Here is an 18,704-nt window from a genome sequence, read left to right on the forward strand (position 1 = left end):
GATCCCGGCGGGAGCGACGAGCGGCGCCATGCCACCTATATGAAGCGCGATGCGCTGTGTCATTGTTCCTGCCACCCCTTGTCCCGCGTGCTGAAGCTCCTCCTTCTCGGCTTTGGCGGGCTGTACCTGCTGCCTCTCGCCATCGGCGCCGGCCTTTGGCTGGCGGGCGATGCGCCGCGCGATTTCCGGTCGGCGGATCGCTCCAGCGCCGGCCTCCTGCCCCCTGCCGAGGCCCATGAGCCGGCTGTGGTCCGCGTGTTTGCCGCCCGGACCGTGCGCTGGCGCGGCATCTTCGCCGTCCATTCCTGGATCGTGCTGAAAGAACAGGGCGCCGCCCGCTACGAGCGCTATGACTACACCGCATGGGGCGAGCCCATTCGCGTCAACGGCTTCGTCGCCGACGGGCGCTGGTTCGGGCAGGAGCCGGACCTTATCTTCGCCGCCGATGGCGCGGAGGCCGCGCGCCTCATCCCCGCGCTGCGTCGCGCCATCGCTGAATACGGCCCCCGGCGCCTGGGCGATTATTCCGCCTGGCCGGGACCCAATTCCAACACCTTCGTGGCGGCCGTCCTGGCTGCGGTGCCCGGCACCGACGCGGTGCTGCCGCCCACCGCCATCGGCAAGGACTTTCCGGTGGATGGACGCTGGCTTGCGCGCACCCCCTCCGGCACGGGCGTCCGCGTCAGCCTCGGCGGCTATGGTGGGATCACGCTGGGGTGGGTGGAAGGCGTGGAATTGAATATTCTCGGCGCGGTGGCGGGCCTCGACCTGCGCCGCCCCGCCATCAAGCTCCCGGCCTTGGGACGTCTGGGCATGGCCTCGGCGGACTGATGGCCGGTCCTTTGCCGTCGTCACAGCCCTGTCGCCTTGGGCGTGGCAGGGAGCAGGCGTGACGCCACGCCCGGAGAGCCGCTTATGGCCCATACGCGAAAGACCGAACGCCGCCTGCTGACCGACACGGAGATGGAATTCGTGGAGCAGGCCCGCCATCCCGCTCTGGCGGGCATGACCCATGCGGATCTCGTGGCGCTCGTCCACCATCTGCGCGAGCGGCGGGACCGGGCCCAGACCATTGCCAACAACCAGCGGCGCAGCCTGCGCGGCAAGGGCGGTCGGGGCGAGGTGACCTATGACAAGGCGGAGTCTGGCAATCGCCAGAAGGCCGCCGTGCTCACCGACGCGCTCACCCGAGCGCGCCGGGAGCTGAAGCGCCGCGAGGACTTCGCCGCCCATCTGGAACTGGTGGCCAATGCCCGCCGCGCGCTGGAGATGAAGCGCTCTGCCGACGCGCCCCATCATCCCGATGCCGGCGAACACGCCAATCTCGGCATGCGGCCCAAGCAGAAAAGCCGGCTGGAGCGCATCGGCAGCCGTTCGGGGGAAGCCGGCCGCGTCACCAAGTTCGTGGCGGTGGCGCAGGCCAGGAAAGACTCGCGCTGACCATTGCTTGCGGCTGGGAGAGGCCTAATCCGCCAGCTCCAGCCGCAGGTCCAAAGTGGAGCGCTTGCCGATATCGTCATAATGGGCGGCGAGGAAATCCTCCGCCGCCTGCCGGCCCACATCCCGCAAATGCTGGAGGAAGGCCCATTCGGCATTCATCTTCGAGGTCACGTCCAGATTGACCAATTGGTCCGCGCCGCCGATGCGATGCAGGCGCACCCGCCGGAAACCCGATCCGCCCAGCGTCCAGCGGGTCAGCAGGCCCTGCTCGATGAGTTGCGTCACCTGGTCGATGGCGCGCAGCTGGGACAGCAGCGAGGCGTTGAAGGTGATCTCGTTGATGCGGTTCTGGATTTCCGCCGAGGTGCGCGGCGTCTCCTCGCGCAGGATCGGATTGATCTGCACCAGCAGGATGTCGTCCGCCTCCACCTTCTCATAGAGCGGGAAGAGGGGCGGATTGCCCATATAGCCGCCGTCCCAGTAGGGCACGCCGTCAATCTCCACCGCCTGGAAGATGAAGGGCAGGCAGGCGGAGGCCATCACCGCATCGGCGGTCATGTCCTCGTGGCCAAAGATGCGGGCGCGGCCCGTATGCACATTGGTGGCGGAGATGAAGACCTTCACGCTGGAGGCGCGAATGGCCTCGAAATCCACGTGAACGTTGAGGATCTCGCGCAGCGGATTGATGTTGAGCGGGTTGAAGTCGTAGGGCGACAGAAACCGGCTCGCCACCTCGAAGGCGAGATAAGCGGGGTTGCGGGCGAGCGACCAATTGCCCAGCAGCCGGTCGAACGCGGTGCGCTGCAGCGGCGAGAGCCGCCCGTCGCGTGACACGTCCCGCCAGAACAGGGTGAGCGCCGCCCGCGCCTCGTCCGGTCCGCCCTTGGCGAGGCCTGAGGCCATGACAACGGCATTCATGGCCCCGGCGCTGGTGCCGGAAATGCCGGAGATGGAGATGCCCTCCTCCTGGAGGAGGCGATCCACCACCCCCCAGGTGAAGGCGCCATGGGCGCCCCCGCCCTGGAGGGCGAGGGAAATCGCCTTCCGGGGGGAGCGCTTCGTGCCGGAGGCACTCACGGCTTCGGCCTTTCCGGCCGTCGGATCCTCACTCAGCGACCCAGCCGCCGTCGATCTGCTGCATGGAACCGGTGATGGAACGGGCATTATCCGAGGCCAGGAACACCGCCAGCGCCGCCACTTCTTCCACCGTGATGAATTCCTTGGTGGGCTGGGCGGCCAGGATCACGTCCCGCTTCACCTGCTCCTCGGAAATGCCGCGGGCCTTGGCGGTATCGGGGATCTGCTTCTCCACCAGGGGCGTCCAGACATAGCCGGGGCAGATGGCGTTGCAGGTGATGCCGAAGGTGGCGGTCTCAAGGGCGATGGTCTTGGTCAGGCCGGCAATGCCGTGCTTGGCCGAGACATAGGCGGACTTGAAGGGCGAGGCCACCAGCGCATGGGCGGAGGCGGTGTTGATGATACGGCCCCACTTCTTGGCCTTCATGCCGGGAATGGCGGCGCGGCTGGCGAAGAAGGCGGCGGACAGGTTGATGGCGATGATCTTGTTCCAGGTGTCGATCGGGAATTCCTCGACCGGAGCCACATGCTGGATGCCGGCATTGTTCACCAGGATGTCGCAGGCGCCGAGCTCGGTCTCGGCGAGCTTCACCATGCCGGCGATTTCCTCGGGGTCGAGCATGTTGGCGTCGGAATACAGCGCCTTGACACCGAAATCGGCCTCGATCTTGGAGCGCTCCGTCTCGATGGCGGCGGCATCGCCCAGGCCGTTGATGACGACGTTGGCACCCTCGGCGGCGAAGGCGCGGGCGTAAGCCAGCCCGATTCCGCTGGTGGAACCCGTGACGACGGCGACCTTACCCTTCAAGGACATGTCTGATCCCCATTCAATACAGGACGGGCGGCGTGGGCGCCGCTCGCCCGAGGTTTAGTGCGAAGCTGTGACGCTGGCGTCACGCCTCCGGACGAGCCGACCTTGCGCCGCAAAATCGGCCCGCGCAACCGGGCCGGATCAAGGTTGCTTGAGGCAGGCCGCCACCACCTCCTTCACCGGGTGGGCGCATTCCACCACTGTGTTACCGCCATCGTCGGAAAAGACAGCCACGTGCTGGAAGCCGCGCTGCGGGTTCACGCAATAGCCGCCGATGAGCGCCTCTCCGGTTTGGCATCTGGATGTGCAGCCCGCCGCCGGGCACGGCGCGGCGCGCAGGGTGATGAGGCTCGCAGCCGCGATTCCGGCCGGACCTGCGGGGCCGACCGGGCCTTGCGGACCGGTGGGGCCAGCCGGGCCTGCGGGTCCCATGGGGCCTGCCGGCCCCGCCACACCGGCCGGGCCTGCGGGGCCCGTGGGGCCGGCCGCGCCGGCCGCGCCCGCATCCCCCTTCGGCCCGGCGGGCCCCTCGAAACATCCGGCCAGCGGCAAAGCGATGGCTGCAACCAGCAACAACTTGAACATCCGCATGAAAGCCCCCTCTCGACCAGTCCTGCCGGCCCCTATCATCCTGCCTCGCGTGCCCTTGGGGAACAAGCGCGTTCCTGCCGTGCGGAGCATGGCGTGCGGACACGGGAGCGACTACATTACGGCCATGGCCTCCTCCCAGTCTCATCCGCACGACCATGACCACGATCACGCGGCCTGCGTGTCCGGCGCCGTGGCGCGCTTCGAGGCGCGGTGCGCGGAGAAGGGGCTGCGGCTCACCCCCCTGCGCCGCCGGGTGATGGAGGCGCTCGCCCAGAGCCATGTCCCGCTCGGCGCCTATGAATTGGTGGAACGGCTCGGCCGCGAGGGCGAGCGCCCGGCGCCCATGTCGGTCTATCGGGTGCTGGACTTCCTGGTGGCCGAAGGCCTCGCCCACCGCATCGAGAGCCGCAACGCTTTCCTCGCCTGTGGCCACACCCACGGGGAGACCGACGTGGCGGTGTTCCTCATCTGCGAGCAGTGCGGGGCCGCGCAGGAGGTGGCCTCCCACGCGCTCGGCCGCGACCTGTCCTGGGCCGCCCGCGCCGCCGGCTTCGAGCCGCGCCAGCGGGTGCTGGAGGTGGCCGGCCGCTGCGCCGGGTGCCGTGAGAAGGGCGAATGAGGCGGGCGCGGGCCGCGTGTCACGGAACCTTGAGCCGCATTGCCTATGATTGACGCGGTCGCGCCGCGGGCCTAACCGATGCGGCGAATGAAGAGGCCCATCATGACCCAGTCCCCCGTCGTCCCCGACGAACTCCTGGAAGCCGGCCCGGCCCGGCGCAAGGCCACCGTGGGCGTGCCGGTGGGGCGCGTGATGGTGGGCGGCGGGGCGCCGGTGGTGGTTCAGTCCATGACCAATACGGACACCGCCGATATTCCCGGGACGGTGCGCCAGGTGGCGGCGCTGGCGCGGGCGGGGTCGGAGATCGTGCGCATCACGGTGGACCGCGACGAGGCCGCCGCCGCCGTTCCGCACATCAAGGACAAGCTGCTGGCCATGGGCATCGACGCCCCGCTGGTGGGCGACTTCCATTATATCGGCCACAAGCTGCTCGCCGACCATCCCGCCTGTGCCGAGGCGCTGGACAAATACCGCATCAATCCCGGCAATGTGGGCTTCGGCGACAAGAAGGACCGGCAGTTTGCCGCCATCGTCGAGACCGCCATCCGCCACGACAAGCCGGTGCGCATCGGCGCCAATTGGGGCTCGCTGGACGGCGAGCTTCTGACCCGCCTCATGGACGAGAACGCCGCGCTCCCCCGCCCCGCCGAGGCGCGGGCGGTGACGCGCGAGGCGCTCGTGCGCTCGGCGCTTCTGTCGGCGGCGCTGGCCGAGGAGATCGGCCTGCCGCGCAACCGCATCATCCTCTCCGCCAAGGTCTCGGCGGTGCAGGACCTCATCGCGGTCTATTCCGAACTCTCCCGCCGCTCGGACTACGCCCTGCATCTGGGGCTGACCGAGGCGGGCATGGGCTCGAAGGGCATCGTCGCCTCCACCGCCGCCATGGGCGTGGTGCTCCAGGCCGGCATCGGCGACACCATCCGCGTGTCCCTGACCCCCGAGCCCAATGGCGACCGCACCCGCGAGGTGCAGGTGGCGCAGGAAATCCTCCAGACCATGGGCCTGCGCACCTTCGTGCCGCTCGTCGCCGCCTGCCCCGGCTGCGGACGCACCACCTCCACCGTGTTCCAGGAACTGGCGCAGAGCGTGCAGGACATGATCCGCGAGCGCATGCCGGAATGGAAGAAGTCCTATCCCGGCGTCGAGGCGCTCAACGTGGCGGTGATGGGCTGCATCGTGAACGGGCCGGGCGAAAGCAAGCATGCCGACATCGGCATCTCCCTGCCCGGCACCGGCGAAACCCCCTCCGCCCCCGTCTTCATCGACGGCAAGAAGGCTGTGACCCTGCGCGGCGCCAACATCCAGGACGAGTTCCGGGCGCTGGTGGAGGATTATGTGGCCAAGCGCTTCGGGGTGGCGGCGAAGGCGGATGACGCGAAGGTGGATGCGGCGGAGTGACTATTCGATCATGATGTTCAATGTTACCAGACGGAGTCAACGGATGCATTGTTGGAAACAAAATAGATATTAAATCCCATCTGGGTAAATATTGACGGCATTAAATTCTTCATTTCTTTTGCAGCGTCGCGAACCATTTGAATTTCGCTTTTCTTGGAATTTGGTCCTTTTTTAGATCGATGTTTCTTTCTTTCTTCCAAATACTTCGACCAAAAAATCATGTCGATCGCAGATGAATCGATCCAGTCAACGGACTGTTCGTATCCCGCTATCCATGATAATCTTGTTCCTCCTTCCAGAAGGAGGAATTCAGCGTTCTTTTTGTTTGCGATCAAGCAGCTTCCAAAATATAGACCTTTTATGTGTCCTTTTGAATTATAATTTCTTATTGAATTGCGTAGCTCTGTTCTAGAGATTTTCGTTTCATTTAAGCCCGACAGTTCGGTTTCGTTGCCGTGAGTAGCTATATAAATAGAGTGAACTAATTTGTCATTTCCTATTTCCCCAAGTATACAATTAAGAGAAGACCGATCTGCGAACATATAATATCGAATATCGTGTGGATTTCCTTCTACGATTCCCGCAAGCGTCTCAAATAAAGGGCGAACTGAGTCGTTCCCAACACTCCACCAGCGGCACTCAACTATTGCCAGTCCTGTTTCTGCCATGACTTTTCTCTCGAGCTTAATCCGGTCAAGTTCGTGGATTGAACTGAATCTATTTAGGGGTTAATATAAAGCTGAAGATATTCTGCTAAAGCTGAAGAAGCGAGCGGCTGGTCATCTGTGTTCTCTCCTCAATACGGAAAGAACGGCCCGCCCCACAGCCCATAGTCGAAGTCGTACGAGTCCTCAGGGATGGGCGCCATGGCGGCTTCGTTGCTCATGCGCTGCTGGTAGCGCACCTGCTGGTAGAGGCCGTAATTGTCCTCGGTGCCGTAATAGATGCAGTTGCAGCCGGCCGGGTCGGCATAGAGATAGACGGTGCGCCCCTTCTGGACCTGGGTGACGAAGGTGTTGGGCGGCAGCGCCTTCAGGGAGGCGACGCGGGCCGGCGTGTCCGCCGGGCGCTGATGGAAGCCGGCGGCCACCAAGGCGTTTTCCTTCTGCTCCGCCGGGGTGGAGCAGCCTGCGGCGGCAAGGCCGAGTGCGGCCAGAAGCAGGGCGGACCGGATTTTCATGAGCAAACGCCTCGGTTTCCACCTCGCACCCTAACCGGATCGCCGCGCCTGTCCAGACGCGGGCGGACAGGGGGCGATGCGGAGCGGGCGCCAGGGGTGGCGCGTTCGCAGAAGCGGAGCCCTCACCCCACCTTGCGGCGGTCCTCGATGGTCTTGGCATCGTCCGGCAGCGTGCCCCGCGCCAGAAATGCGAGGCGGCAGCGCAGCTTGGTGGAGGCGCGCAGATCGTCCAGCAGCGCGTCTTCCGCGAGGGCGGCGCCGTCAGCCAGCTCCACCTCCAGCAGCATGTCGTCGCTGGTGCCGTTATGGTCCACCACCAGGCGTGCCTTGGTGATGGCCGGGTGCTTCTTAACGGCCGAGGTCACCTGGATGGGATGCACGAACATGCCGCGGATCTTGGTCACCTGGTCGGCCCGGCCCAGCCAGCCGCGCAGCCGCCCATTGGTGCGCCCGCAGGCGCTCATGCCCGGCATGAGGGCCGAGAGGTCGCCGGTCGCGAAGCGGATGAGGGGGTAATCTGGCTCCAGCAAGGTGACCAGCACCTCGCCCACCTCGCCCTCGGCCTCCACCGGGTCACCGGTGCCCGGGCGCACGATCTCCACGATCACATGCTCTTCCAGGATCATGCCGTCCTCCGCCTCGCTCTCATAGGCGACGAGGCCGAGATCGGCGGAGCCATAGCTCTGGCGGGCGGTGATGCCGGCCTCGCGCAGGGCGGCGCGCATGGGGGGCAGGAAGGCTTCGCCCGTCACCAGCGCCTTGGTGAGGGAGGAGATGTCGGTGCCTTCCTGGCGGGCCTTGTCCACCAGGATCTTCAGGAAGGACGGGGTGCCCGCATAACCATGGGGCCGGATATCGGCGATGGCGCGCAATTGCAGGTCGGTCTGGCCGACGCCGGCGGGCACCACCGCGCAGCCCAGCGCGTGGGCGCCGCTCTCCATCATCGAGCCGGCGGGGGTCAGGTGATAGGAGAAGGTGTTGTGCAGGATCTCGCCCTTGCGGAAGCCGCAGGCATGGAGCGCGCGGGCGAAGCGCCAGTAATTGGGGCGACGGCCTTCGGGATCATAAATGGGGCCGGGCGACATGAAGATGCGGGCGAGATCCCCCGGCGGCGTGCCGTTCAGCCCGCCGAAGGGCAGGCTTTTGGGCTGGAGATAGGGCAAATCGGATTTGCGGGTGACGGGCAATTGCGCCAGCGCAGCACGGCTGGTGACGACGTCCGCATCCACGTCCTTCAACAGCTCCGCAAAATAGGCGGAGCGCGCCTTGGCGGTGGCGACCTGCGCGGAGAGCGCGGTCATCAGCGCGGCCTCGCGCTGCTGCGGATCGCGGGTCTCAAGGGCGTCAAAGAAGCGGGTGGTGTCGGTCATATCGCCCTCGCTCATTGGCTGAGCCATCCTGAATCTTGCCGGTCGTCGGCCGTAGGCACGGGTCAAACCGAGCCTTCGCCGGCAGGCCGTCCGGCGCGCATATACGTCCTGCCGGCCTGTGCCGGCAGGTGCCAGGAACCGCCGGGGGACAGGCCCCGATGACTGTGCCTTCCTGACTTGCCCGCCAGCGCGGGCGCAGTTCAGAGCCAGCGCTTGCGGCGCTTGAAGGATTTCAGGTTCTTGAACGACTTGCGCTCCTCGCCGCCGCCCTGGCCCAGATAGAATTCCTTCACGTCCTCATTGGTGGAGAGCTGCTCGGCCGTGCCGTCCAGCACGATCTTGCCCTGCTCCATGATGTAGCCGTAGTCCGCCACCGAGAGCGCCACGCGGGCATTCTGCTCCACCAGGAGGATGGTGACGCCCAGATCCCGGTTGAGCTGCTTGATGATGGCGAACACCTCCTTCACCAGTAGGGGAGAGAGACCCATGGACGGCTCGTCCATGAGGATCAGCTTGGGGCGGGCCATCATGGCGCGGCCGATGGCCAGCATCTGCTGCTCTCCGCCGGAGAGGTAGCCGGCAAGCCCGGTGCGCTCCCGAAGGCGCGGGAAATATTGGTAGACGCGCTCGATGTCGCTCTTCACCTCGTTGTCGCGGCGGGTGAAGGCGCCAAGGCGCAGGTTCTCCAGAATGGTCATGTCGGCGACGATGCGGCGCCCCTCCATCACCTGGAAGATGCCGCGCCGGACGATCTGGTCCGGCTCGATGCCGTTGATGCGCTCGCCCAGAAAGGAGACGTCGCCCCGCGTGATCTCGCCATCCTCGGACTTCAGGAGCCCCGATATGGCTTTCAGCGTGGTGGACTTGCCGGCGCCGTTGGAGCCCAGCAGCGCGACGATCTTGCCCTGCGGGACCTTGAGCGAGAGGCCGCGCAGCACCAGGATGACGTCGTTATAGACCACCTCGATATTGTTGACGTTCAGCATCGGCGGCGCCGTGTCGGCGGCCGGCTGCGGATCCATCTTCAGTGCGGCCTCTGCCATGGCGGGACCTTCGGGCTTGCGCCGTTCTCGCCGGTTGCGTCCCGGCGTCGACGGCGATGCTTCATGCAAAAGGGAGGGTCCGAAAGGGGCCGGCCAAATGCCCGGCCCCTCGGATGCCGGCCGCTCCTGCCCCGCGCGAGGGAGCTGGAGCGGCCGGATGGGCGATCACCAGCCCTGCAGCTCGGTCTTGCGCGGCAGGTTGATGGTGGCGACCTTGTCGAGCTTGATCACGCCCTTGTCGACGAGCTCGGTCACGGTGCCCTCGGTCGAGCCGTTCACCACAGCGCGATAGAGATCGACGGTGGTGGTGGGGCGATGGTCCGTGGCAGTCCAGGTCGAGGGATTGCAGACGCCGTCCGTGCCCTTCGGCACCCAGTCCTTCTTCTGGTACATGCCGTCGCGGATCTTCACGCCGGTGACGCCGCCATTCTTGTCGGCCCACTCCATGGCTTCCTTCATGTACATGACGGTGCACACGGCAGCGAGGTAATGGACAGGGCGATATTCCTTGCCGTCCGGATCGGACATCTTGGAAATAGCCTTGAAGGTGGAAAGGCCCGGCGCCGAGCCGGTCCAGGTGACAGCGGTGCGCACCGGGAAGATGACGCCATTGGCGGCCGAGCCGGCGGCCTTGGCGGCATTCTCATCCATGCCCCACACATTGCCGAAGAACTGCGCCTTCACGCCAGCGGCCTCGCAGGCCTTCAACACCGAGATGTTGGAGCCGGCGGTGTTGCCGAGATAGGCGTAATTGGCGCCCGACTGCTTCAGCGTCAGGCACTGGGCGGTGTAGTCGCCGGGGGTGAGGGCGAAGGTGATGGGGTCCAGCACCTCGAAGCCCAGCTCCTTGGCGTAGGCCTCGGCCGCCGCCTTGGGCGAGTTGGGGAAGGGGTGGTTGGCGCCCATATGCACCCATTTGGGCTTGCCCTGGCCGCCCTTGGCCTTCCAGTCGTCGGCGGCCCACTGCACCATGGCGCGGGCGGCGTCGGAATAAGACGGGCCATAGAAGAAGTTGAACGGCGCGGCGCGCTCGCTCTTCTCGTTCACCTTGCCCTTGGGATCGGTGAGGGTGGCGGCGTAGGAGCCCGAATAATAGGGGATCTCCTCCTTGGTCACCATGGCCACCAGCGCTTCGGTGTCGGCGGTGCCCCAGCCCTGGATCGCCACCACTTTGTCGGTGCCCACCCACTTCTTGAAGGCGGCCAGGGCGCGCGGCACCTGATAGCCGTATTCGTTGAAGTCGGAATTAATCTGCTTGCCGTTCACCCCGCCATTCTTGTTGATCCAGGCGATGGTGTCCTGCACGCCCTGGCCATAGGGCTTGCCCACGTCCGAGGTGCCGCCGGAATAGTCGGCGAGGTGGCCGATATTGATGGACTGCGCCAGCGTCGGGCTTGCGGCCGCAAGCGCGAGGGCGGAAACGAGAGGCAGTGCAAACTTTTTCATCTGGCTTCTCCTTCGGGTCTTTCCTCTGCGGGGCATCCGGGCGGTCTTGCGCCACCCTTCTCCCCGCGCCGTCAGTACGAGAACGGGTAGAGCTTCCAATAGGCTTTGATCTGGCGCCAGCGGTGGGCGAGCCCATCCGGCTCGAAGATCAGGAACAGGATGATGGTGGCGCCGATCAGCATCTCGCGCATGTAGGTGATGCCGTCCTTCAGATGCAGCGCCTTGTCGATGGCGCTGCCCTGGAGCGCGGAGGCGAGCGCGCCCGTCAGTTCCGGCAGCAGCACCATGAAGATGGTGCCCAGCAGCGAGCCCATCACCGAGCCCAGCCCGCCAATGATGATCATGGCCAGGAACTGGATCGAGAACAGGATGTCGAGGCCTTCCACCGACATGAAGCCGATATAGTGGGCATAAAGCGCCCCGCCGATGCCGGCATAGAAGGACGAGATGCCGAACGCCATGGTGCGGTACTTGGTGAGGTTCACGCCCATCATCTCGGCGGAGAGATAATGGTCGCGCACCGCGATCAGCGCCCGACCGTCACGGGTGCGCATGAGGTTGGTGGCGAAGAGATACATCACCACCACGAACACCAGCACCACATAGAAGTAGCGCGAATCTCCGGACAGGTCGTAGCCGAACAGCTCGAACGGGGGCGCCATCGCGCCGTGGGTGCCGCCGGTGAACCATTCCGCCCGCACGAAGAAGTCCTGCAGGATGAACTGCGCGGCGAGTGTCGCGATGGCAAGGTAAAGCCCCTTCACCCGCGCCGCCGGCAGGCCGAAGAGCAGACCCACGAAGGTGGTCCACACGCCCGCGAGCACGATGGCGATGGGCACCGGCACGCCTTTGTTGGCCAGGAAGGCGGAGGCAAAGCCGCCGAAGCCGAAGAACACCGCGTGGCCGATGGAGATCTGCCCCGAAAAGCCCACCAGGATGTTCAGCCCCAGCGCCGCGATGCCCAGATAGCCGATCTGGATCATCAAGGAGAGCATGTAGCGGGACAGGAAGAAGGGCGCGAAGCACAGCACCACCACCGCCGCGACGCAGAACAGCATGGTGAGCCGGGTGGCGAAGATGGTCTGGTCGGCCCGGTAGGAGGTGCGGAAGTCGCCGCACGGGCGCATGGTAGAGATGGCCATGGCGTCACACTCTCTCGATGTCGCGGGTGCCGAACAGACCGTACGGCTTGATCATCAGGATGATGATGAGGACGTAGAAGGGCACGATCTCATAGAGGTTGCCCCAGTTGAGGAACTGGCTGTCGAAGAAGTGCGCCACGTTCTCCAGGACGCCGATGATGAGCCCGCCCACCACCGCACCGAGGATCGAGTCGAGGCCGCCCAGGATCACCGCCGGGAACACCTTGATGCCGAAGAAGGACAGCGAGGAGGACACGCCGTTCACGATGCCCACCACCACGCCGGCCACCGCGGAGACCGCCGCCGAGATGCCCCAGGACAAGGCGAAGACCTGGCGGACGGAGATGCCGAGCGACTGGGCCACCTGCTGGTTGAAGGCGGTGGCGCGCATGGCGAGGCCCATGCGGGAATATTTGAAGAACCAGGCAAAGCCCGCCATGATCGCCAGCGAGACGCCGGTCGACATGAGATAGGCCGTCTGCACCTGCAGACCCAATATGTTGACCTTCGCCACCGAGAAGATGGGCGGGAAGGGCTGGGCGAAGGTGCCGAACATCCACTTCATCAGGGCCTGGAAGAAGATGGACAGGCCGATGGTCACCATGATGACCGAGATGATGGGCTCGCCGATGAGGGGGCGCAGCACGATGACTTGCAGGGCGAAGCCGAACAGCATCATGAAGGCGAGCGCGATCAGGAAGCCCCAGATGAAGGGGATCTGCCAATAGGTGAGCAGCCACCAGCAGGTCCAGGCGCCGATGAGCAGGAATTCGCCCTGGGCGAAGTTCACCACCTGGCTCGCCTTGTAGATCAGCACGAAGCACATGCCGACCACGCCATAGAGCGTGCCGATGATGAGCCCGTTGATGACGAGTTGGAGAAGGAGTTGCGAGGTCATTGGGTCGCCCGCGGATGCCCGCTCCCGCGCAGCGGGAGGGGGTGGAAAGGGGAAAGACGCAGGGTGTGCGAAGCGCCGGGCGCACGCGCCGGCCGGGGAGGGAGGATCATGCCGCCCTCCTCTTGGCGCCGGGGGCGGCGGAGCCGGCTCCCGTTGCCATGTCCACCACTTCGAGCACGGTCTTGATGCGCTGCTTGGTGCCGTCCTGGAAGGTGATGGTGGTGTCCACCGCGATCTTGGGATCGCCCCGATACATGGCGTCGATGATCTCGCCATAGCGCTCGTTGATGACGCCGCGGCGCACCTTGCGGGTGCGGGTCAGTTCGCCATCGTCCGCGTCCAGCTCCTTATAGAGCAACAGAAAGCGGGAGATGCGCTGCTTCTCGGCCAGCGTCTTGTTCACCTGCTCCACTTCCCGGCGCAGCAGGTCGATCACTTCGCGGCGGGAGGCCAAGTCCGTATAGGTGGTGAAGGCGATCCGGTTCTTCTCCGCCCATTTGGAGACGATGGAGAAGCGGATGCAGATCATGGCCGCCAGATGGTCGCGCCCATCGCCCAGGATCACCGCCTCGGCCACATAGGGCGAGAACTTCAGCTTGTTCTCGATATATTGCGGCGAGAAGCGGTCGCCGTGCGCGGTGGAGGCCATGTCGCGCACCCGGTCGATGACCACCAGATGCCCGCGCGCATTGATGAAGCCGGCGTCCCCCGTCTGCATCCAGCCGCCCTCGGCGAAGGATTTGCGCGTCTCTTCCTCGTTACGGAAATAGCCGGCAAACGCGTTGCCGTGGCGGGTGACGATCTCGCCGAGCCCGTTGGGATCGGGATTGTCGATGCGCAGTTCGACGCCGGCCATGGGCACGCCCACCGTGTCGAAATCCACGTCGTCGGCGGTGTGAATGGTATAGGCGCCTAGAAGCTCCGTCTGGCCGTAGAGCTGGCGCATGGGCACGCCGAGCGCGAGGAAGAAGCGGAACGTGTCCGGCCCCAGCGCCGCGCCGCCGGTGGCGGCGGATTTCAGGTTGGAGAAGCCCAGCCGGTCACGCAGGGCGCGGAACAGGATGAGGTCCGCCACCGGCGAGCGCTTCCCGGTCTCCAGCGCCTTCAGGCCGAGCTTCATGCCATAGTCAAACATGGCCCGCTTGAAGGGCGAGGCATCCATGATGCGGGCGCGCACGTCCGCCGCGATCTGTTCCCACACGCGGGGCGCGAACAGCACGAAGGTGGGGCCGATCTCCCGCATGTCGGCCATGGTGGTCTCGGTCTCCTCCACGAAGTTGACCTTCATGCGGGAGATGAGCGCCTGACCGAAGGCGTAGATCTGCTCCATGATCCAGGGCATCTGGAGCACGCTGACATATTCATCCTCCGGCCCGCGCGGATCGGCGGCCAGATAGGCCGCGCAATGCTTCAGCAGTGCGCCGGAGGTCAGCATGGCGAGCTTGGGATGGGAGGTGGTGCCCGACGTGGTGCACAGGATGGCCACGTCCGAGCCCTTCCCCTCCCCGACCATGCGGTCATAGAGGCCGGGGTCCGCAGCGGCCCGGGCGGCGCCGGCGGCTTCCACGGCGGACAGCGCGACGAGCCGGGGATCGTCATATTTGCGCAGGCCGCGCGGGTCCGCATAGACGATGTGCTGGACGGTGGGGATGCGGTCTTCCAGCTGGAGCAGCTTGTCCACTTGCTCCTCATCCTCGGCGAAGATCACCTTCACATCCGCATAGGTGATGAGATAGGCGACTTCTTCGGCGAGCGCGTCGCGATAGATGCCAAGGCTCATGCCGCCCACCGCATGGGCGGCGATCTCGCCCATCAGCCATTCCGGCCGGTTGTCGCCGATGAGGGCGATGACATCGCCCCTCTTGGTGCCGAGGTCGGCGAGGCCGAGCGCCATGTGCTGCACGCGCTCGGACACCTGGCGCCACGTATAGGCGTTCCAGATGCCGAGATCCTTCTCGCGCAGCCAGATGTCGTTGCCGTGGTTGCGGGCATTCAGCGCCAGCAGCTTGGGAAAGGTGTCGTGGACGGAAAGGTCCGGGGGCGGAGTCATGCTCATGGCCTCTCTCACGCGGACAAAGCCTGGGCGGACTGGCCGGCGGATGGCGGGGCGTCCTGCTCGTCCTCGAGCTCGGGATCCTCCTCGCCCAGATAGGCCTTGCGCACATGCTCGTTGGCGAGCACGTCGGCGGGCAGGCCCTCGGCGATCTTGCGGCCGAAATCGAGCACCATCACGCGGTGGGAAATGTCCATCACCACGCCCATGTCGTGCTCGATCATGATGATGGTCATGCCCCATTCCTCGTTGAGATCAACGATGTAGCGGGCCATGTCCTCCTTTTCTTCCAGGTTCATGCCCGCCATGGGCTCGTCGAGCAGGATAAGCTTGGGCTCCAGCGCCACGGCGCGGGCGAGCTCCACCCGCTTGCGCAGCCCGTAGGAGAGGGTGCCGGCGGTGGCCTTGCGCACATGCTGAATGTCGAGGAAGTCGATGATGTCCTCGACCTTGCGCCGGTGCTCCAATTCTTCCTTCTGCGCGCCGCCCACCCAATAGAGCGCGCCGGTGAACCAGTTGTTCTTCAGCAGATGGTGGCGGCCGACCATGATGTTGTCGAGCACGCTCATATGGTGGAACAAAGCGAGATTCTGGAACGTGCGGCCGATGCCGATGGCGGCGCGCCGGTTGGGCTTTAGCCGCGTCACGTCGCGGCCCTCGAACAGCACGCGCCCCTCGGTGGGCGAATAGCGCCCGGAAATGCAGTTGAGCAGCGAGGTCTTGCCGGCGCCGTTGGGGCCGATGATGGAGAACAACTCGCCCTTGTCGACGGAAAATCTCACATCGCTCAGCGCCCGGAGGCCGCCGAAGCGCAGCGAGACACCATCGACATGCAACAGCGACGCGTTGTCGGCCGATGCGCCTGAGGCATTGGCAGTCGACATATTTCCCTCCCGAAGCCCGCTCATTTGGCGGGGTGGCTTCTCTGGCCGTGTCTCACATTGTGAGATGATGTTGAGGTGATTATCTAGCGGGCGTTCGGTTCTTTCAAGGCCGATGCCACCCACCGTGCGGAATTATTGCGAATGGGCCGATTCTGTCTCACATTGTAAGACATGGACGATATTGAACATGAAAACGGAGTGCCGAAGGGCGCCCAGAGTCTTGGTCGGGCCATTGCCCTGTTGCGGGTGGTGACCCATGCCGCGCCCCGCGCGGTGCGCCTGGCTGATCTGATTCAGGCCACGGGACTGTCCAAAGCCACCGCGCACCGCCTGGCCACGACGCTCGTCCATGAGACGCTGCTGGCCTATGACAGCGAGAGCCGCCTCTATCGCCTCGGCTCCTTCTTCGCCGGCTTTGGTCCAGCCGATCCCCGTCACGCGGGGGCAGACGAGACGCAAGTCCCCGCGCCCTCCCGTCCCGGAAAATATAGCGGCACCAAGATTCCACTGGCCCATCTCCTGTGCGACCGCCACTTGGCGGTCAAGCGCGCCCTGCCGGCCATGATCCATGAGACCGTCTCGGGTCAGACCTCCGAGCTGAGCTTTGGAAAGCTCGCGGAATACTCGTCTCGCTTCGCCCGCGTGCTGGCGAACGCAGGCATACGGAAGGGCGACCGGGTTGCCGTCCTCTTGCCCAAGGGCGTTGAGCTGGTCATCACCGCGCTCGCCATCTGGCGGATCGGGGCGGTCTATATGCCGCTCTTCTCCACCTATTCCCCCGCCGCCGTGGAGGCCCGGCTCAAGGCCAGCGGCGTCAAGGCTATTGTCGCCAACCGTTTCCTCGTGGAACGTGCCTCCCGCTACATCACCGGCAAGACCTTCGTGTGCCTCATCGAGGGCGACCAGATTAATCGCCTGGATGGCAAGGCGACGCAGTTCTGGTCGTCCATCTATGCCTCCGAGCCGCTGGAAACGGTGGAGACCTATGGCGAGAACGATCCCTTCATCATGACCTATGCTCCGAGTTTCGTCGAAGCAAAGCTCGGTCTGCTCACTCCCGTGCGCGCCCTGGGCAGCATAGAGCAGTATATGCGCGTCGCCATCGATGTAAGGGACGACGATGTCTACTGGAACATGGCCGATCAGGGCTGGGAATACGGTATCTATTATGGCCTCATCGGTCCGCTCCTGATCGGATGTGCAATCCTGTTCTGCGATGGCCCGTATGACGTCTCGCAGGGCTATCGCGTCCTGTCGAAATTCCGGGTCACCAACCTCACGGCGGCCCCGTCCCAGATCAAGGCGTGGCGGCGGGGTGATCCCAACGATGCCGCCGCGCCCTTCGCCATCCGCCAAGTCACGGTGGGCGGCGAGCCGCTGCCGCTCGATGTGGTGTCCTGGGTGACGCAGAAGCTGGAAGTGCCGCTGATCAACCAATATGGCACCCGCGAGACCGGCATGATCGTGGGGATGACCTATGATCCCCGGGATCCGGCCTTCTCGCAGCGCGCCTCCGTCGGACGCATCATGCCGGGCTTCGCCTTGACCGTTCTGGACAAGAGCGGCGCAACGCTGCCCGCAGGGGTGGAGGGCCTGCTGGCGGTGGACGTGAAGCGCTCACCGCTGTTCTGGTTCCGCTCCTATTTCAAGGACGAGGCCAACACCAAGATGCGCTTCCAGTTCGGCAGCGACTTCTATGTTCTTGGGGATACAGGTCTCATCGATGAAGACGGGCTCGTCCACTATAGCGGGCGCGCGTCACACGCCATTTTGATGCAGAAAGACTGAAGCCGGATGCTTGGCCTGCTCATGCTTCTCTCCCAAATCGGCGGCGGTGGGAATTGGCGTCACGCCGGGTGCACCGATCTTGTGCCGGTTGCGGAAACAATCGAACGTTCTTTTTTTATTGCCGTCAAGGCTCTTTTTTGCACGTCTGCGCCTTGCGCGTCCGGTCGCGGGCCATCACTCTGTCGCGTGATCATTCCTTGGATGGTCTTACCGTCACACCAGCGGGTCTAAGGGGCCTCCGGTCGAGAGAGATGGCGCGCACGGTCGGTTCCAACGGCGCGCGCACCGCCCAGGCCATTCGCCAGGCGGGCGTGCAGCTCATCTACAAGCACGGCTATGAAGCCATGAGCCTGCGGCAGCTCGCGGCCGAGGTGGGGCTGCAATCGGGCTCGCTCTACAAATATTTCGACAACAAGCAGAGCCTGCTGTTTGACATCGTACGCGACCACATGGAGGACCTCATCACGCGGGCGGAGGCCGCTCTTGCGGGTGTGGAAGGGCCTCTCGACCGGCTCAGGGCCTTCGTGGACTTCCACCTGCGCTACCACATGACGCGCAACGCCCATGTCTTCATCGCCAATATGGAGATCCGCTCACTCGATGGAGAGCATCGGGCCGTCGTGGTTGACATGCGCCAGCGCTACGAGGCGGTGCTGGAGGATGCGCTGAAAGCGGGGGCGGCAGCGGGCGTGTTTCGCGTGCCGGAGCCGCGGGTGGCCACCTATGCCATCATCTCCATGCTTACCGGCATCTGTACCTGGTATCGTGCTGACGGCCGTCTCAGCCAGGACGAACTGGTGCGCATCTATACCGACCTGGTCGTGGAAGGCGTCGCCCTTCCCGACGCAGCCAAGCGCGCCGCTCCGGCCCCGCTGGCGACGGTGTCCCGCCGAAAGGTGAAAGCCTGATCCCACGCCTGCGAATTCGCTTGCAGCTTGTTTAAAAAAACGTACGATCGTTTCCA

The 18,704-nt window shown here is 64.9% G+C and carries 18 protein-coding genes; 6 read left to right on the top strand and 12 right to left on the bottom strand.

Annotation, left to right across the window (positions count from 1 at the left end):
- The first annotated feature begins 39 nt into the window (after positions 1 to 39).
- Together J5J86_RS08495 and J5J86_RS08500 are read left to right on the top strand one after the other, a co-directional pair.
- Positions 40 to 831, top strand: coding sequence for a DUF3750 domain-containing protein (locus tag J5J86_RS08495; protein WP_209104455.1), 792 nt, complete (start codon positions 40 to 42; stop codon positions 829 to 831).
- Between the two features lie 84 nt (positions 832 to 915).
- The gene (locus tag J5J86_RS08500) at positions 916 to 1,440 is read left to right on the top strand and encodes a hypothetical protein (RefSeq protein WP_209104456.1); all 525 of its coding nucleotides are present in this window, start codon (positions 916 to 918) and stop codon (positions 1,438 to 1,440) included.
- Positions 1,441 to 1,464: 24 nt separating this feature from the next.
- On the opposite strand, the gene J5J86_RS08505 is transcribed toward J5J86_RS08500, so the two are convergent.
- The 3 genes from J5J86_RS08505 to J5J86_RS08515 all read right to left on the bottom strand — a co-directional run bounded on the left by J5J86_RS08505 (position 1,465) and on the right by J5J86_RS08515 (position 3,919).
- Positions 1,465 to 2,517, bottom strand: coding sequence for a patatin-like phospholipase family protein (locus J5J86_RS08505; protein WP_247658249.1), 1,053 nt, complete (start codon positions 2,515 to 2,517; stop codon positions 1,465 to 1,467).
- A 28-nt stretch (positions 2,518 to 2,545) separates the two neighbouring features.
- A complete protein-coding gene (locus J5J86_RS08510; protein ID WP_209104458.1) occupies positions 2,546 to 3,331 on the bottom strand; it encodes a 3-hydroxybutyrate dehydrogenase in 786 nt (261 codons plus the stop codon).
- A 138-nt stretch (positions 3,332 to 3,469) separates the two neighbouring features.
- A complete protein-coding gene (locus J5J86_RS08515; protein WP_209104459.1) occupies positions 3,470 to 3,919 on the bottom strand; it encodes a hypothetical protein in 450 nt (149 codons plus the stop codon).
- Positions 3,920 to 4,007: 88 nt separating this feature from the next.
- On the opposite strand from J5J86_RS08515, the gene J5J86_RS08520 reads away from it, so the two are divergent.
- Both J5J86_RS08520 and ispG read left to right on the top strand, forming a co-directional pair.
- Positions 4,008 to 4,538, top strand: coding sequence for a Fur family transcriptional regulator (locus tag J5J86_RS08520; protein ID WP_446698667.1), 531 nt, complete (start codon positions 4,008 to 4,010; stop codon positions 4,536 to 4,538).
- A gap of 102 nt (positions 4,539 to 4,640) precedes the next feature.
- Positions 4,641 to 5,936: a flavodoxin-dependent (E)-4-hydroxy-3-methylbut-2-enyl-diphosphate synthase gene (gene ispG / locus J5J86_RS08525; RefSeq protein ID WP_209104460.1), complete on the top strand. Its 1,296-nt coding sequence runs from the start codon at positions 4,641 to 4,643 to the stop codon at positions 5,934 to 5,936.
- 23 nt (positions 5,937 to 5,959) lie between these two features.
- On the opposite strand, the gene J5J86_RS08530 is transcribed toward ispG, so the two are convergent.
- The 9 genes from J5J86_RS08530 to J5J86_RS08570 form a co-directional block, all read right to left on the bottom strand.
- Positions 5,960 to 6,604: a hypothetical protein gene (locus J5J86_RS08530; RefSeq protein WP_209104461.1), complete on the bottom strand. Its 645-nt coding sequence runs from the start codon at positions 6,602 to 6,604 to the stop codon at positions 5,960 to 5,962.
- Between the two features lie 128 nt (positions 6,605 to 6,732).
- Positions 6,733 to 7,116, bottom strand: a complete 384-nt coding sequence (locus tag J5J86_RS08535; RefSeq protein WP_209104462.1) for a hypothetical protein — start codon at positions 7,114 to 7,116, stop codon at positions 6,733 to 6,735.
- Positions 7,117 to 7,238: 122 nt separating this feature from the next.
- A complete protein-coding gene (locus J5J86_RS08540) occupies positions 7,239 to 8,501 on the bottom strand; it encodes a phenylacetate--CoA ligase family protein (RefSeq protein ID WP_247658251.1) in 1,263 nt (420 codons plus the stop codon).
- A gap of 185 nt (positions 8,502 to 8,686) precedes the next feature.
- Entirely contained in the window at positions 8,687 to 9,529 is an 843-nt protein-coding gene (locus J5J86_RS08545) for an ABC transporter ATP-binding protein (RefSeq protein WP_209104463.1), read from the bottom strand.
- A 165-nt stretch (positions 9,530 to 9,694) separates the two neighbouring features.
- Positions 9,695 to 10,975, bottom strand: a complete 1,281-nt coding sequence (locus J5J86_RS08550; RefSeq protein WP_209104464.1) for an ABC transporter substrate-binding protein — start codon at positions 10,973 to 10,975, stop codon at positions 9,695 to 9,697.
- A 71-nt stretch (positions 10,976 to 11,046) separates the two neighbouring features.
- Positions 11,047 to 12,117 carry a branched-chain amino acid ABC transporter permease gene (locus J5J86_RS08555; RefSeq protein WP_209104465.1) on the bottom strand — a complete coding sequence of 357 codons (1,071 nt, stop codon included), beginning with the start codon at positions 12,115 to 12,117 and terminating at the stop codon, positions 11,047 to 11,049.
- 4 nt (positions 12,118 to 12,121) lie between these two features.
- Entirely contained in the window at positions 12,122 to 13,015 is an 894-nt protein-coding gene (locus tag J5J86_RS08560; RefSeq protein WP_209104466.1) for a branched-chain amino acid ABC transporter permease, read from the bottom strand.
- Positions 13,016 to 13,121: 106 nt separating this feature from the next.
- Positions 13,122 to 15,065 (bottom strand): long-chain fatty acid--CoA ligase, encoded by a 1,944-nt coding sequence (locus J5J86_RS08565; protein ID WP_209105316.1) that lies wholly within the window; start codon positions 15,063 to 15,065, stop codon positions 13,122 to 13,124.
- A gap of 14 nt (positions 15,066 to 15,079) precedes the next feature.
- Complete coding sequence (locus J5J86_RS08570) at positions 15,080 to 15,952, bottom strand: ABC transporter ATP-binding protein (RefSeq protein WP_209104467.1); 873 nt, start codon at positions 15,950 to 15,952, stop codon at positions 15,080 to 15,082.
- Positions 15,953 to 16,150: 198 nt separating this feature from the next.
- Between J5J86_RS08570 and J5J86_RS08575 the strand changes: the two genes are divergently transcribed.
- A complete protein-coding gene (locus tag J5J86_RS08575; RefSeq protein WP_209104468.1) occupies positions 16,151 to 17,740 on the top strand; it encodes an AMP-binding protein in 1,590 nt (529 codons plus the stop codon).
- A gap of 251 nt (positions 17,741 to 17,991) precedes the next feature.
- Positions 17,992 to 18,648 (top strand): TetR/AcrR family transcriptional regulator, encoded by a 657-nt coding sequence (locus J5J86_RS08580; protein WP_209104469.1) that lies wholly within the window; start codon positions 17,992 to 17,994, stop codon positions 18,646 to 18,648.
- Positions 18,649 to 18,704: the final 56 nt, after the last annotated feature.

This window comes from Aquabacter sp. L1I39, from assembly GCF_017742835.1.
In the GTDB taxonomy this organism is placed as follows: Bacteria; Pseudomonadota; Alphaproteobacteria; order Rhizobiales; family Xanthobacteraceae; genus L1I39.